The organism is Mucilaginibacter gossypiicola, from assembly GCF_900110105.1.
In the GTDB taxonomy this organism is placed as follows: domain Bacteria; phylum Bacteroidota; class Bacteroidia; order Sphingobacteriales; family Sphingobacteriaceae; genus Mucilaginibacter; species Mucilaginibacter gossypiicola.
Window position 1 is genome coordinate 572,465 of the sequence record NZ_FOCL01000004.1, and the last position, 15,915, is coordinate 588,379.

The 15,915-nt window shown below is 42.1% G+C and carries 8 protein-coding genes; 2 read left to right on the forward strand and 6 right to left on the reverse strand.

Annotated features, from left to right (window positions below; genetic code table 11):
* Positions 1 to 14: 14 nt before the first annotated feature.
* The gene (locus tag BMX50_RS16080; protein ID WP_091211552.1) at positions 15 to 599 is read left to right on the forward strand and encodes a TMEM175 family protein; all 585 of its coding nucleotides are present in this window, start codon (positions 15 to 17) and stop codon (positions 597 to 599) included.
* Between the two features lie 4 nt (positions 600 to 603).
* Here BMX50_RS16080 and BMX50_RS16085 read toward each other — a convergent pair whose 3' ends face one another.
* Positions 604 to 2,115 carry a hypothetical protein gene (locus BMX50_RS16085; RefSeq protein ID WP_091211553.1) on the reverse strand — a complete coding sequence of 504 codons (1,512 nt, stop codon included), beginning with the start codon at positions 2,113 to 2,115 and terminating at the stop codon, positions 604 to 606.
* Positions 2,116 to 2,158: 43 nt separating this feature from the next.
* Here BMX50_RS16085 and BMX50_RS16090 point away from each other — a divergent pair, with 43 nt between their 5' ends.
* Complete coding sequence (locus tag BMX50_RS16090; RefSeq protein ID WP_091211554.1) at positions 2,159 to 4,141, forward strand: phosphatidylinositol-specific phospholipase C domain-containing protein; 1,983 nt, start codon at positions 2,159 to 2,161, stop codon at positions 4,139 to 4,141.
* A gap of 235 nt (positions 4,142 to 4,376) precedes the next feature.
* Here BMX50_RS16090 and BMX50_RS16100 read toward each other — a convergent pair whose 3' ends face one another.
* From BMX50_RS16100 to BMX50_RS16120, 5 genes are all read right to left on the reverse strand, one after another.
* Positions 4,377 to 5,936 (reverse strand): FG-GAP repeat domain-containing protein, encoded by a 1,560-nt coding sequence (locus BMX50_RS16100; RefSeq protein WP_091211556.1) that lies wholly within the window; start codon positions 5,934 to 5,936, stop codon positions 4,377 to 4,379.
* Between the two features lie 30 nt (positions 5,937 to 5,966).
* A complete protein-coding gene (locus BMX50_RS16105) occupies positions 5,967 to 7,304 on the reverse strand; it encodes a vanadium-dependent haloperoxidase (RefSeq protein WP_208864724.1) in 1,338 nt (445 codons plus the stop codon).
* Between the two features lie 143 nt (positions 7,305 to 7,447).
* Positions 7,448 to 10,732 carry a VCBS repeat-containing protein gene (locus BMX50_RS16110; RefSeq protein WP_208864725.1) on the reverse strand — a complete coding sequence of 1,095 codons (3,285 nt, stop codon included), beginning with the start codon at positions 10,730 to 10,732 and terminating at the stop codon, positions 7,448 to 7,450.
* 181 nt (positions 10,733 to 10,913) lie between these two features.
* The gene (locus BMX50_RS16115; RefSeq protein WP_091211558.1) at positions 10,914 to 12,542 is read right to left on the reverse strand and encodes a SusD/RagB family nutrient-binding outer membrane lipoprotein; all 1,629 of its coding nucleotides are present in this window, start codon (positions 12,540 to 12,542) and stop codon (positions 10,914 to 10,916) included.
* 5 nt (positions 12,543 to 12,547) lie between these two features.
* A complete protein-coding gene (locus BMX50_RS16120) occupies positions 12,548 to 15,730 on the reverse strand; it encodes a SusC/RagA family TonB-linked outer membrane protein (RefSeq protein ID WP_208864726.1) in 3,183 nt (1,060 codons plus the stop codon).
* Between the last annotated feature and the right edge of the window lie 185 nt (positions 15,731 to 15,915).

Genomic DNA, 15,915 nt, shown 5'->3' on the forward strand with positions numbered 1-15,915 from the left:
GCTATATTTAGCCCATGGCATTAGGCAAAGGCAGACTGGAAGCATTTAGTGATGGCGTAATAGCTATCATTATTACTATCATGGTTTTGGAGCTGAAAGTTCCGCACGAGGAAAGCTTAGAGGCTTTAAAACCATTGATTCCCGTTTTTTTAAGCTACCTGCTCAGCTTTGTATACGTGGGTATTTATTGGAACAATCACCATCACACAATGCAGGCCGTACGCTCGATAAATGGTAAAATATTGTGGGCCAATTTGCATTTGCTGTTTTGGCTGTCATTAATTCCGTTTGTAACCGCCTGGATGGGGGAAAATCACCTAACCCAATGGCCGGTATTTTTTTATGGTATAGTTTTAATCATGAACGGGATAGCCTACCGTATTTTGGCGCTTAGCCTTATCAAGCATCATGGCGAAAACTCGCTGATAGCGCAAGCCTTCGGTAACGATTTTAAGGGGAAAATTTCTGTGGCGCTATACGCAGTCGCTATTATATGTACCTGGCTAAACCCTACTATCAGTGTTATAATTTATGTTGTAGTAGCCGGTAGCTGGTTTATACCCGATAAACGTTTTGAGCGCCTTCTCGAATCGGAATAGTTAATTACAGGTTATGAATGTATGATAGCATCAATCCCACCGAAAATTGCGATGCTTTGGTATAACCGGTATTGCCACCTAAGTAATTGGCCTCATTAGGGTTATCGAAATTTACATCCTGCAAATATTTGCTGGTAGTACCATAAGAGAACAGGAGACCGGTGCGCAGGTTAAACTTGCGCTTTTTAACATTTGTGCCCACCTGGCAATGATAAAGATTATAATTGCCGGTATTTGATCTGTAGCCCGAATCATCTATACTATACAGGGCTTTGCTTATGTTGTTAAAATCAGTGTGGAACGATAGGTATCCCATCAAATCGGGCTTTAGTAAATAACTCACACCTATGCCAAAGTTAGTTACCGATTTACGGGCATCTTTAAATTTTAAAAACTCAGGTGTCAGGAGGTCGGCACCGCTATCTACTCCTTTTATAAAATTTTGATTTTTAGGCGTTATGATGTTGTATTCGCCAACGCTGGCAAAATATTCTGCCGCAATGTAAAACTGGCCACCTTTGTAGTCACAGGCATAGCCAAATGCAACACTAAAGGGCATTTTGTAATTAACTTTGAGGCTGCGCTGTCTCGAATTAGCCAGTAAGTTTACCGTGTCTTTTTCCTGGGGCATTATTAAATCACTGGTCTGGCTGTCGCTTAATATGTTCCCGCTGCCCGCCACGTGCAGCAGGGGCGATGATAAGGTTAAACCCAAATGATGCCTTTCGTTATCATAGGCAAATCCACCTTTAAATCTGATCCCTACATTGTAGTAACCTGCAGTATAAGATTCCTGCACATTTGAAAATGGCGGAAGTTCAAAACCACTGGTATTATACAATGCCCTTGAACTTACATCGTAATCATAATCCTGCTTCCGGATCTGTCCTTCGGCACTGACACCAATGGCAAAATTGTCAGATGCTTTAAAGCCACCGCTTATAATTCCTGCTGTTTCATTAATAGTATTTACGTTTTTGTATTGTCCCAAAAAATACTCGTTGCCGGGACTATAAGAGTCATCAAGGACGTTTAAAGTAGCATCGCGCTGTTGATTAACCCTGTACGTCATTACCGGGTTGTGGGTTAATGCATACCCGATAGTAAAAGGATGGCTACCTTTTAAGGATATGGTTGCCGATATCATTTGCGGGATGATGTTGGTAGATGTTGATTTAAGATCGAGCCCGGTGCCTGCACCGTTTTTGATATTAATACGTCCGTATTGGTAAACCGATGCGTTGATGGAGGCTGTATTTTTTGTGCTGTGGGCAAGTAGCGCCGGGTTCAGGAACATCACCCCGCTATCGCGGTTAAAAGCTATAACAGCTCCGGGAGTTAAAAACCCACCCGGGTTATAACTTGACGACCAATAGTTAGCATCCTGGGCCTTAACGCCGTCAATAAACAGGAAAACGCACAGAAAAGTGGTAAGGAATTTTGTCATAGGTTCGTTTTTATATAAAAATATCATAAATTCACTTAAATGGTTAATAGCCAGTATAGAAATTTTCATTTTAAGTGAAAATTCTGTCGGAGTTAACTTAAACCTATGCTTTATGAAACTTTTCCTGAATACTTTTTTATGTGCCTTTATGCTGATCCTTGTGAGTTTAGGTTCGGTTAGTGCTCAGAATTTAAGCCTTAGTGCACCCCTAAACTTTCTCCCTTCAGCCAGTACAGATAAGGCCATTGATATTACCAATTTTAAAGGGCGATATTTTGTAACCTGGAAAGAAACCGGAGCTACCGGTCTTATTCATGTATGCTACCTGGGCAAACGATATGACACTCAGTTTTCGCAGCATGATGCTACAGTTGCTACAGAAATGAGTGCCTCGGCTCCGGTGCTCAGGGTAACCGACAAGCATATTTACACCTTTTGGATAGGTGTTGACGGCTTTTTGAAATACATTATCAATAACAGCGACACCACTTTTAACACCAGCACTGTGAATACTGTAACTTTCGCCGGTATGCCGAAATTGAAGCTGGGGGTTACGGCTACCACTATCGGCGGCAAGGTGATGATCGCATCGCATGCCGATAATAAAAATGATATGGTTTTTGCCTTGCTTGATGAAGATGAGAACGGAGTATTTAAACCTGCTGTTTTGGAAACTGTGGCAGATAAACGAAGTTCCGACTATCCTTTTATAGTGACCTTATCAGATAATCGCGCCCGGATCTGTTACACCAATGATGATGGTATGTTTTATGCCGACTATAATCCCGGAGATAAAACCTGGACTAAAAGGGTCGCCGTAGAAAAATCAAAAACAAAGGTAGCCCCGGCCGTTTACCATGCCTTTAATACTACCCGATTGTTTTACATGTGGAAAGGGTATAAAAAAGATAATTTTATTTATTATGCTTCAGAACACGAGCAGAACCAGCCGGTAAATGGCTACAAGCTGCCCGATTATTTTAAGACGCCGTATCCGGTATCGATATGTAATGTTGATGCTAAAAAGTTTATCATGGCATTTGTAGGTGAGGATCAAAAGTTATATCTCAGCTATTTTACCAATTACAATCCGGCAAGCTGGATGGAGGATACTTTGTTTCCGGAAAAGGGTAATCTTACATTAAAAGATATTGTGATTCCGGGCGCTCACGATGCCGGCATGTCGGCCTTGAATGGTACAGGTGGTATTCATGGCAGCTCCATCAACCCTTGCAATACGCTTACGCAGAAATTAAATATCGGGAAGCAGCTAAATGCAGGGATCAGGATGTTTGATTTGCGGGTAGGCGCATTTAAAAATGCTATTTACACTAAGCATAGCTCGTCCGATTGCATGGCCGATGCCATGGGCGGGGGATATGGCGAACAGTTTAAGGATATTCTCGACTCAGTTAAAACGTTCCTGAACCGCCATAAAAAGGAGTTTATAATAATAACATTGAGCCATTTCTGCCCGCAGGAAGCTCCTGCAGATCATCTGGCAGATACCATTTTCAGCGTGCTTGGAAAAGACATGATCTATAACAACCAATCAAGAAATATAGGCGATATCAAACTGAATGATCTGGCCGGCAAGGTGATCATCTCTTTTGAACAATATGCCAACCGCGAAAAGTTGATAGACTCCAATTCAATGGCCGATAAGGCCAAAACTTTTCTGAATTTTCGCCGTGCTTATGCGGCTACCAATCAAATAAATAAACTGCTGGCAACGGAAGAATTGTTTTTTACATCGATGAAAGACGGAACTAACAAAAATGACCTGGTACGGCTTGACTGGCAGTTAACCCAAAGCAGTGATGAAGCAGCTTTGATCTGCAACGATTTTGAGGATGAAAAAGTAAGCCCTGTTGTGAACGGTATAATGCTGTTGACTAACGTTGTAAAAAAGAATCAAAGTATAATTGACCTTGCTCAATTCGGTAACAAATACCTGCCATCTAAAATTAACTCATGGGTAACAAGTGGTATCATCAATAAAAATAATAAACCCAATATATTATATGTTGATGTGGCTGGCACCTGGATTACCGATTATTGTATTGAGCTTAATGGTACACCGCTTTATAATTAATTTTGAAATGTTTTAGGAAGCTGTTTAAAAATGCAAAATGTTCATTGCCGTTGGTTTTAACCAACGGTGGAAAAGGCTGAAATGTCTTGGCTTTAGCCCAATTATGCAAGCGGATTTGGGCTGAAGCCTTCGTATCGATACCGATTATTCCGTTGGTTAAAACCAACGGCAATTAAATGTTATCTACCTGTAAACGATATCCATCATTTTAAATAGCCTTTGGTAATATCATTTATTACTTCTTTGGCTGGTATAATTGATTATAGAATATACTCAATCCATACTTTGCCGATTTCCATTTATCATCAAGCGCAGCCGGGGCGGGGCCGGGGCTTTGGGCAAAGTTACCGGTAATGATATCCATATCTCCATCGCCGTCAACGTCGGCTTTTTCAAGGGTTAAGGTTTTGATAGGGACGTCGCTTTTTTGAATGTATGATTTGAATGTAAACTGATCTTTGTTTGTGTTTTCAAGGTAAACGAATGATTCATCCACCAGCTTGCCAAACTCGGGAAAAAAGGCTGTAGCGACAAAATCGATATCGCCGTCCTTGTCAAAATCCTCAGCTAAAACGCGGGTTACGCCGTATATAGGATAAAAGAATTTCTCCTTAAAAACATCGGCCCCCTGGTTGATATGCAGCCTGATGCCATGGTATGCTTTCAGGATATTGGAATAGTCTGCATTGTCACCATGTACCGTTACGATGTCGGTAAGGCCGTCGTCATTATAGTCAATCAAAAGCATATCGGTAGTACCATAATCTGGTGGGAATCGCAATACGCGTTTAGCCTTGAATTTAAGGTTATCCTTTTGATAAAAAATATAAACACTTTCATCACCCTGCGAAAACATGGCTACTATATCCTTCTTGCCATCACCATCCATATCTTTTATAAAACACTTAATGGCGCCGGGCAGCGGTAACAATACATCCTCAATGTATTTGCCTGCTTTGTCCTTTTTAAACAGCGATAAGCCGCCGGTTTTATTACCAAAGTTACATACTACAATTTCGGGTACACCGTCGTTATTCAAATCTGCTATTCGTGTATTTACAGGTCTGTGCAGTGATGTAATTAACGGAGTGCTCGTGGTATCGTTAAGTTGTGCATACATACCGGTACTTAATTCGGTAGGGTATAGCTTGCCTATTTCTGTTAAGTAAACGTTGTTTTGATAAAAATTAAAGTCAACAACGGGGCTGGCTGTTTTTGCAGTTTTGATAACTCCTTTACTATACTGCCAGTTCAATACCTGGTTGTAAAAGTTGCCTATCCAAAGGGTTTTAGTTGTAGTGTTATACTTAAGCCCGGTAATGAGTGAAGGCGTTTTATCATCAATTTGTATATCCTGCCTGATGAATTGAGTAAGCGGACTGTTTCGGGTGAGCCGTTTTTCATCGATACTTACACTATCCGGAGCATTGTCGATGATATAGTTCCTGATCTTAGCCCAATCAGCCTCGGTACAAGCGGGTTCTTCGGGGATGATATTATGTTTTTTAACAATAGCCCGTTCTTCGTCAGATAATCCCCTTAGTGGGTCATAATTTGGATAAATGATCCCCATGCGCGCCGCCATAACAGGCAGCACATGGGTAGCCCAGATATTTTTTGTAAGCCCTGCCGGATCGGGTGCTAAATGACAAACAGTACAATGCCGCAAAAACAATATGCGACCTTCCTCGTCTGTTGAGGAGGCTGCGGCTTTTGTTTTTACGGTGAACGAGTTAAGGCCGAGGAGTCCGGTAATAACAAAAAGCAATAATAAAACCGTTCCCCTGATCTGCATAGCTAAAGGCTGTTTGCTTTTAACTACGTTCTAATTGCCTAAATAGTTTACTCCGGCTGCTTTTAATTTTTTTATAACGGCTGTGGCCACGTCACGGCCCTGTTGATTGCCGTTAACAATGGCATCATTGAAATGAATACCACCATAAAAACGGGATAAAGAAGCTTCCTCGGCTGCCTGTTTAAATGATTTAAAATCGCGTGGGCCAACGCCATATGGGATCTCAGAATCATCTGTATAACTAAACTTATCGCCCAATAAGTAACTTAACACACCTGCCGATGAATTTGACAATACAGCATGGCCGCTTGGATATTCTGGAAAGGGCGGAGTTTGCAACATAGGCACCCATTTAATATCTATGTACTTGTTGATATAAGTTTCAGGGCGGATGCCGTTGCTGCGGTATTTCTCGTCCCAGCAACTTATAAAAGCGTCCATTTCGGTCATGGCCACCAGCGTTGCTACTTGTATCGATTTGTCAAAACTTAGCCCAGCTTTTTTTACGGCAATACCAACAATATTCATCCAGTGCCCGCCCGGGCTGATCTTTTTAAAGCCGATCATCATGTGGCCTGATGTGGTAACAGCAAAGGGGTTACAATCCCAAAAGTTGGCAATCATGATCTGCTCGGCCGACATGTTTTTGGACACCTTGTATACAGCATAAGCCTCTTTGTAAAACTCGCTGGTGCTATCGGTGCTGAAAGCGGCAGGCCTAACCGGCACAAACTGATCGGATGAGTCAATAAACATCGGGCGAATGGTTTTCCAGTTGGGTTCAACTGCTTCCATATACATTGGCGGGGTAGGGAACCAGTTTTTGCCGCCTTTAATAGGCGAATACCTAAGCCGGCCGCTTAGTTTGTTATAGTTATCTGATTTTGAATATTTAATAACCTTAGCCGTCATTTCGGTGGCAGCGGCTATTGATTGTTTGATCACTTCGTCGCTAATGCCGTTGTCTTTAAGCAAGGCTACATATTTGTCCTCGTCACCCTGCAGCATAAAGCCCGATGGCAGCATTTGCTTACCTGTTTCCAGCATGCAGTACATAGCAGCAATGCGGTAATCATATTTATCGGCCGGGATGCTGAGCTGGTTATCCTGTGTGTAGCTTTTGATGAAATTACCCACAGGTACTATTTGTTTATTGTTGATGCTAACCAGGTTATAAGCCCCCAGGGTTACATAAGCATAATACCGTGAGGCAGCGGGTGGGTTTACCACATCGTGGATCATAACGGCCGAAATAGCGTTTACAGCCTTGTCAATATGCAGGTACGGGAGGATGGGCTTTTTACTCTTTTGCGCGTAGGCTGTTGTACCCATCAGCGCTAAAAATAATATGGATATTCGTTTGATCATCTTTTTCTCTTCTGAAAAACTGTTTGAAAGAAGCGTCATTGTGAGGAACGGAGCAATCTCGATTTGCAGGTATGCTCTGTATAGTTTGGGATTGCTCCGTTCCTCGCAATGAAGATTTTATATCATAATCACTTTTTAACTACTCAATATTTATAAAACTGCAATGCCTGGCCCGATGCGCCTATCAGTACGTAATTGGCACCGTTTATTTTTATTTCAGTTGCCGATTTTACATCACCGTTTACAGATAGCCCGGCCAGTGGCTGAGTTTGGTAGGTGAAATTGCCTTTACCATCGCCGGTAAGCAGGCAGCCGTAATTAGCATCAAAACTGCCCAGTTTAAGGCGATTATCTGAGTGGTTGCCCAACAGCAGCAGGTCGGTTTTACCGTCGTGATTAAAATCACCGGTAAGGATTTCTGATACCGATGAATATTGGGCCTGTAAAGGCAGCTGGCCTTTTACAAACTTACCACCACGGTTCAGGAAAAGGCATGTTTCATCTTCGTTAGCAGTGAGTTTAGTGGCTTTTGCAAGCTCTTCCGGCGTAAAAATATCCTTCATGGTAGCATCACAATAAGCTTTGTATGAAGCAAAGCGTTTGCGCATTGGATAAATCTGATCGTTCAGTTCATCACGGCTTACAAATGGATAGCTTACACCTTGTATGTAAAAGTTAAAGAACGGATCGATAGAGCCATTGCCGTCAAAATCGGCAAAATACATTTCAGCAGGTTCGGCCTGGCTGGCATGGATCTGTGTATTTTGGCCAAGATTACCTGCAATAATATCGGGTTTGCCGTCGCCATCTACATCGGTAATGGTTATTGTGTTCCAAAAGCCGCTTACCGGGTGATCAAAATATTTGGCAGTTTCGTCAACAAAGCCAGTTTTTGTATTGGCAAACACCATGATAGGCATAAACTCGCCACATATTACAAGGTCTTTACGGCCATCGCCGTTCAGATCTGCCCATTGTGCATCTTTGATCATGCCAATATTGGCAAATGGAGCGTCGGTAATTTCAAAATGACCGTCACCGCTATTGGTGAGCAGGTAACTTTTGGGAGCCGATGGGTAATAGCCTGGTGTAATGTTTGAGCCTACAAACAGGTCGGTTTTGCCATCACCATTATAATCACAAGGGCGCACGCATGATTTACTGCTGCCGGTTAACACCGGTAGCGAAGTACTTGAAAAGCTGAAATTACCCTTGCCATCGTTTATGTACAGTTTGTCCTGAAGCTCGTTAGCGCCGGGTTCTAACAGGGAATAACCTCCCTTAGCGATATACAGATCAGGAAAACCATCGCCATTAGCATCAAAAAATGCTGCCGCTGATGTGTTTTCTTTGTTAAGGTCTGATATTTCCTGAACGGCGTAAGTGCCGCCTGTTTTTTGGATGAAGATTTTGCCAGGTGTATTTTGATCTCCGGCTATAAATAAGTCTTCAAGTCCATCTTTGTTCACATCAGCCTTAGCAATCACAGGGCCCGTTTTTGAGCTCATGAACAGCATCAAAGGTTGGCGCTTAAAATCGTTAATGGTGTTTTCGGTATGGGTATAATCAATAGCCGGTTTAGCTAAACTGAAAACTGATTTGGCTACAATTTTGCCATCAGTTTTAAATATTGGGTTACCTGTTTTATAGGTGATGTTTAAACGTTGATTAGCTTTAACGCCTGTAAGCAATTGCGACGTTTGGTCGGGCCAGATAATTCGTACAGAATCTACCTGCTGCTGATCGCCTAAACCAAAATTCAAAACAGTTGATACACATGAAAGGTAGCCCCTGTTAGGATTTACCTCCTGATATTGTACCTGCTTACCGTTGTACACAAATACTTTTGAGCCTATGGCATTTGTATTGCCCTCCGGTTGCTTAAGGTTTACGGCCAGGTAATTCTTTTTACCGGTTTCCATAGTGATATTCTGTAATATGGAAGCCTCGCTGTTGATGTTATTGGTAACCAGGTCAAGGTCGCCATCATTATCAAGATCGGCATAAACCGATCCGCTGGAGATGCCGCCTTTGTTGATTCCCCAATCCTGTTTTTTATCAGTAAAGGTGAGGTTATGATTATTCTGGAAAATATAGTTTGACAGGGTAGTAGAGGGCATAGCTTTAACCAGGTCCATGAGCCGGAATGGCTCGCGGTCCATAGCCTTTTTGAGCTTGTAATCGCCCCAGTAACGCAAAAAATCTTTGTTGGTATAATCGCGGAAATAGCCGTTGGAAATAAAGATGTCCTTATAGCCATCATTATCAAAATCGGCAATGAGCGGGCACCAGCTCCAATCAGTATTGGAAATGCCTGCCAGCTGGCCAATTTCGCTGAAAGTACCATCGCCATTATTAACCTGCAGCATATTGCGCATGTATTGTTTATACAGGTTTTGGTTCAGCATTAGCTCAAACGACTCATAGTTTTCCTGTAACTGCAGTAACTTTTGCCGGCGGTTATCGGGCGGCAACATATCAAGCGTCATCATATCGGGGAGGCCATCGTTATTGATATCGGCTATATCAACCCCCATCGAAAATTGCGACAGATGTTTGAAGCACTTTTTACTATCCTCAGTAAAAGTTCCGTTTCCGTTGTTTATGTATAGGTAGTCGGGTTCGTTGTAATCGTTGGTTACATAAATGTCCTGTAAACCATCTTTGTTTATATCGGCAATAGCAACACCAAGGCCAAAGGTGAGGGGATTTTGAATGATGCCCGCTTTTTTGGATACATCAACAAAATGGCCTCCCTGGTTTTCAAAAAGTTTATTGCTGGCAAGCTCATCGGTTTCGCCTTTGGCTTGTGCAAGTTCAAGGTTACTGATCTTTTTTACGTTATGGTTAAGCAGGAACATATCCAGCTTACCATCGTTGTTATAATCAAAAAATACAGCCTGGGTGCTATAGCCCGGATCATCAAGGCCGTACTGTTTGGCCATTTCAACAAATTTGTTGTTGCCTTTATTAATGAAGAGCTGGTTGCGGCGTTTGGCATTATCGCCAAGGCCCGAGTAGCATACGTAAATATCCAACAGGCCATCGCCGTTAACATCGGCCATGGTAACGCCTGTTTTCCAGTCGCCGGGCCTGCCTGCAAGGCCATCGCCGGCTTGCTGGGTAATGTCTTTGAACTTAAGGTTCCCTAAATTAAGGTATAGTTTATTGGGGCCGAGGTTACTTGTAAAAAAAAGGTCTTCAAGTCCATCATTATTGATATCGCCAACGGCAACACCACCACCATTGTACAGGTATTCATATGAAAGTACATTGAGCTTTTCATCCTCAACCAAATCATTGCGGAATTTAACGCCGGTTTCTTCAGGACGGAGTAGCTTGAAAAGCGGTTGCTGCGCATTTGCCCTGAATGCTGAAAGGCCTAAAGCAACAATAACAGCTAAAGTTTTTGAACTTTTAATAGTCAAATTAAAGAGAGGAGAAGAACAACACATTATCAACAGATTTTTATTATTCCGGGTTGCAGGGGACTTAAAATTAATTATTTGAATTGAGAAATGCTACCGGATTACTAATCCTTTTTGTTGTAAAACTAAAAAACAAGGCTATGAAGCCATAGCCTTGTTTTTTAAGGAATTTATAGGGGTATTATTTATCCCACCATATTCGTGACGTGAAGCTATCACCACCAGATAGATTTTTAACCGCTGCATTATAATTTGTAGCGTTGGTCGTAGTCAAGGAAACCGGATATACAATACGGCGGGGAATAGAGCCATCAGTGAACTGGCCAACATATTTAACCGGTGTAAGTACAGGAATACCTGTCCTTCTCCAGTTTGCCCATGTTTCGTTATGGATAAATGTTGATGATGTTTCAACATAATATTCCATATTGATTTGCTGCAATGCTGTAGCAGGTACAAGCGGATGAGCCGCAGCGTAAGTGGCTGCCGTAGTATTGCTAATTACAGCCGCAGAGCCATTAAACTGCGCGAGCTCAAGCTGATTGGCTACCAAAGCGTTTGCGTAATGTGTTGCAGCACTACCGGTATTCCAGCCTCTTGTAGCAGCTTCGGCCAACAACAATTCTGTTTCACCATAAGTTAGCAACATATTGATGCCACTTTTATCAACGGGGTTAACGCTTGTTGTAGATGTGTAATAAACCTGCAATCTCGGGCGGGAATATTTACCGTCAGGAGCAGGCGCGTCGTCTTTTACAGATGGATCTGCAGGCGAAGTACCCGGATAACCCGGAGCTTTGCTAATATCAGTAGCTCCACCGTTAAGATCGTAACCATTCGGCATACCATGTTGAACAGATGCATCGTTATTGCCGGGTACAGTTTCGTTTGAGTTGGCGGCCTTACCGGTTCCTGATGAAATTTCTGCAATAGCCGAAATCCTTGGGTCGGCAGTGGTTTGCATATAGTCGATCAAGGTTTTTGACCATCGTACTTCCCTGAAATCATCAGGAACAGTTAATGCGTTGATGGTGCTGTTAGCATTACCATTTGCATTATCTGTTTTTACTTTAGCATTGTCATCAATGCTGGTCATGGTACCGGCAGCGTAAGCTTTTTCTACATATTTTTGAGCTGTAGCAGCATCAACTTTAGTTAAACGCATTGCAACACGTACCATTAATGAATAACCTAACTTTTTCCATTTGGTGATATCACCGGTGTAGAAAAGATCAGAACTTGGTTTGTCTTTTGCAGCATCGAGTCCGGTTAAAGCGGCATCAAGTTCGGTAAGCATGGCATTGTAAATGTCCTGTTGTTTATCAAACTTTGGGGTAAAGATACCTTGCTTTGCCATACCAGCCTCTGAATAAGGAACGTCACCATAAGCATCAGTTACGCGCTGTAAAATGAATACCTTCATAATAGAGGCAATTTTATTCAGGTTGGCGTATTCTGCTTTTCCATCGGTAAGGTTTTTCATTTCCTGCACAAGGCTTTCGGCATCATAACCGCTGTTATATACCCTTGCCTTGTAATCATTAAATGAACCTTTGTATATGTACTTATCACCGTTACCGTAGTAGTCGTAAGTTGAAGCTAACGATTGTGACCACATGCTTTGATAAAGCAATTGATCGTAACCAGTTTGTGAATACTGGATCTGGGCTTGTGCTAAAAGAAAGTTAGGATTAAACACGGCTGCCGATGTAGCATTAGGGTTTGTGTTTATCTTGGTGAAATCTTTTGTACAGCCCGAAACAAGCGCTGCGGCTAAGCAAAAGCCGCTATATATGAGTCGTTTTTTCATCACTGTTATTTTTTAAATTTAAAGTTAACATTTATACCGTATGTACGGGCGCTTGGTAAGCTTGTACCTTCAATACCAGCGTAGCTAACGCTGTTAGCGAAGCCTGATTCAGGATCGATATTATCGCTACGTTTCATGATTGTCCAAAGGTTACGACCAACTGCAGATACAGTTATGCCGCTAAACGGAGAACCAGCAAGCATCCCTTTTGTAAAGGTATAACCCAGTGTTACCTGGCGCAGTTTAATAAAGCTGCCGTCAAGCACGTTTATTGCAGATACCCTTTGAGCTAAAGCCTGATAGTAAACTTCGGCCTCAACTGATTTGGTGTTTTTCTGGCCATCTTCAGTTACACCATCACCTACAACACCACCTTCACGACCAGGCAGCGTTGCCTTGTTTAAACCGCGGTACATACTGTAATAGTTGGTTGCCGACAAAATTTTATTACCGAACCTGTAATCAACCAGGAACGATAAGTTAATGTGTTTGTAGCTGAAATCGTTATTAAAACCACCGTAAATTTTTGGAGCAGTTGATCCTTGTGCCCTGCGAACACCGTCAGATTCAGGTAAGCCGTTTGAATCAAATATGATTTGGCCTGAAGCATTACGTTTATACTCGGTAGCCATTACCTGAGGGCCTGGCAAGCCTACAACGAAAGCAAGGTTGGCGTTTAATGGCCTGTAGGTACCTAATGTTTGAGTAGTAGCTAAATCATCAGTTTTCAATACCTTATTTTTCACATAGGTAAAGTTAAATGAAGGTGACCAGCTGAAAGTTGGTGTTTGGAACACTGTACCTTTTAACTCAACTTCTACACCGTTGTTTTGGATTGATTGAGTACCGATGTAACGGGTGTGATAACCTGCGGCGTAATCTAATGTACCTTTTAAGATATCATCTTTGGTTTTACGATGGAAATATGCAAAATCCAAGCCTGCGCGGCCACCAAAGAATTTCAATTCGGTACCAACTTCAGTCTCAGTTAAAGTAAACGGTTTCAGGAAGTAGTTAGGTAGATCGGTTGAGAAACCACCAGTTACAGTACCATTTACGGGGTTGTTGATGTTATAATACTGCTGAGTAATATATTTATCATTTGGCTCACCGCTGGTTTTAGCGTAAGATACACGCAGTTTACCAAAATCAAGCCATGGTATATGAGTAAATTCAGAGAAAATGAAGCTGCCTGCAACTGATGGCGTGAAGATTTGACCATTACCTTTTACTACTACAGGATACAGTGTTGAATAAGTATCGTAACGACCGGTAGTACTTAACACTAAATAGTTTTTAAGTGAGAAGTCGGCTGTGTAATAAGCTGAATGAACTTCTGATTGATTAAAGGTATAGCTTGCTGCATTTTTGGTTTGCAGGTTTGAGTAACTATAGAAGTATGGCAAAATAAAAGGACCGCCGCTTAAGCTGGTGTAATTATAGCTGTTTTTGCGGATGTTACCACCACCTGTAAAATCAAACGATAACAAGTCTTTTACGATATCATGTTTTACACCAACCAATGCATCATAGTTTAACTCATATTGTTGTGCCGTTGATTGTTCATCCAAACCACCTGCGGCATTGCTTGAATAAGCTGTACCTGTTGGAGTTACTTTAAAACGGCTGTCGTTAATGTTGTCATAACCAATACGGGCTTGAGCATAGATCCATTTAGTGAAATCATAACGAGCTGTTAATGATGAAATTAAACGTTTTCTGCCTGTGTTGTTAATGAAGTTGTTAGCTGCAAAGTAAGGGTTGGTAACGTAGATATCGTTATTCCATTGTTGCTCAGCGCCAGAGGATGTGCTGCCAGGTTTCAGCGCTATCTGATCTTCATTCGCTGCCAGGAACAAAATGTTGTTCGGGTTACCCGGACCGTCGCTTAAGCTTGGTCTGTTTTTTGAATTTTCAACCAGATAATTGGCAACAACAGCAATATTCAACTTGTCAGTAACATTTTGGTTAGCGTTTAAGTTGAAGGTTTTTCTGTCTAAGTTGCTATTTGGTACAATTGAATTGGCATGCGCGTCTGATACTGATAACCTGAAAGCGCCTGTTTCATTACCACCATCAAATGATACGGTATTGGTAAAGGTGGTACCTGTACGGTAAAAGTCAAGGTAGTTGCTTTTGTTCGAGTAAGGGTACATTTTACCATCAAACTGGATAGTTTGTTTTCCGTCCAATTTCTCACCCCAGCCTAAGTTACCACTTGATACAGCCGAGGCAACGCTTACCGGCCTTACACCATGTTCACCCTGACCGTAAACGGTTTGAAAATCTTCGTAGTTAACAGGTTGATCGGCCTGGAAGTTGCTGTTAAATTCAACGCCAAAACCAGAATTTTTCTTGCCGCTTTTGGTTGTGATCAAGATAACACCGTTAGCAGCACGTGCACCGTATAGCGCTGATGCAGACTGACCTTTCAATACAGTCATGGTTTCAACATCATCGGGGTTGATGTTAGAGATACCGTCACCATAATCCGCGCCGCCCCACTCGCCAGATGTACCGCGTGATGAGTTATCCATTGGTACACCGTTAATTACAAATAGCGGAGAGCCCGAAGTGCTGCTGGTTATACCACGTAACAGGATACGTGCAGAAGAGCCTGGACCACCATTTACGCCATTGATACTTACACCGGCAATACGACCTTCTAATGAATAAGCAATGTTTGATTCTTTTGCTTTATCAAGCAGGTCGCCTTTAACTGTAGTTACGGCGTAACCTAATTTTTTCTGTTCTTTTTTAATACCTAATGCCGTTACCACAACTTCATTTAAGTTTGTGTTGGCACTTAAAGTAATCGTTATTGATGATTTGCCTCCCACGGCAACATCTTTAGTAGCATAGCCAATGTAGCTAACCGTTAACACGGTATTGGGCTGCACATCAAGTGTAAAGTTACCATTGGCATCTGTTTGGGTACCTGTGGTGGAGCCTTTGATCCTGATACTTACGCCTACAAGCGGTTCGCCTTTTTCGTCAACTACCTTACCGGTAAGTTTGGCGATGTTTAAGTTAAAATTGATGTTTGATTTGGCATTTGCTTTAGGTGCCTCAGCAGCCGAAGCCTGCATGTTCAAAAGCACCATACCTGCAAGGGCAAATTTACACAGGTTGAGGGATTGTGATACCCATGGCCTGTGTACACCCACCGGGTGTTTGAAAAATTTCATATTTTATTGAATTTAAAGGGAGTTAATAGCGGAGTGCCCTGGAAAGCACCGCGCAGTTATAAACATTCAAAAATCTTTTTCGGGGCAGTAAATTCCCTCCGGGTAATTATTGCCTGTAGTGGGGAGAGTAAGCTTTTTTTACATAGGCATCCGTTTTCCTGAGTTTATCAATAATGTCATATAGT

Coding starts and splice junctions, on each gene's coding strand:
- BMX50_RS16080 (WP_091211552.1), top strand. CDS start 15: ATGGCATTAGGCAAAGGCAGACTGGAAGCATTTAGTGATGGCGTAATA.
- BMX50_RS16085 (WP_091211553.1), bottom strand. CDS start 2,115: ATGAAAATTTCTATACTGGCTATTAACCATTTAAGTGAATTTATGATA.
- BMX50_RS16090 (WP_091211554.1), top strand. CDS start 2,159: ATGAAACTTTTCCTGAATACTTTTTTATGTGCCTTTATGCTGATCCTT.
- BMX50_RS16100 (WP_091211556.1), bottom strand. CDS start 5,936: ATGCAGATCAGGGGAACGGTTTTATTATTGCTTTTTGTTATTACCGGA.
- BMX50_RS16105 (WP_208864724.1), bottom strand. CDS start 7,304: ATGATCAAACGAATATCCATATTATTTTTAGCGCTGATGGGTACAACA.
- BMX50_RS16115 (WP_091211558.1), bottom strand. CDS start 12,542: ATGAAAAAACGACTCATATATAGCGGCTTTTGCTTAGCCGCAGCGCTT.
- BMX50_RS16120 (WP_208864726.1), bottom strand. CDS start 15,730: ATGAAATTTTTCAAACACCCGGTGGGTGTACACAGGCCATGGGTATCA.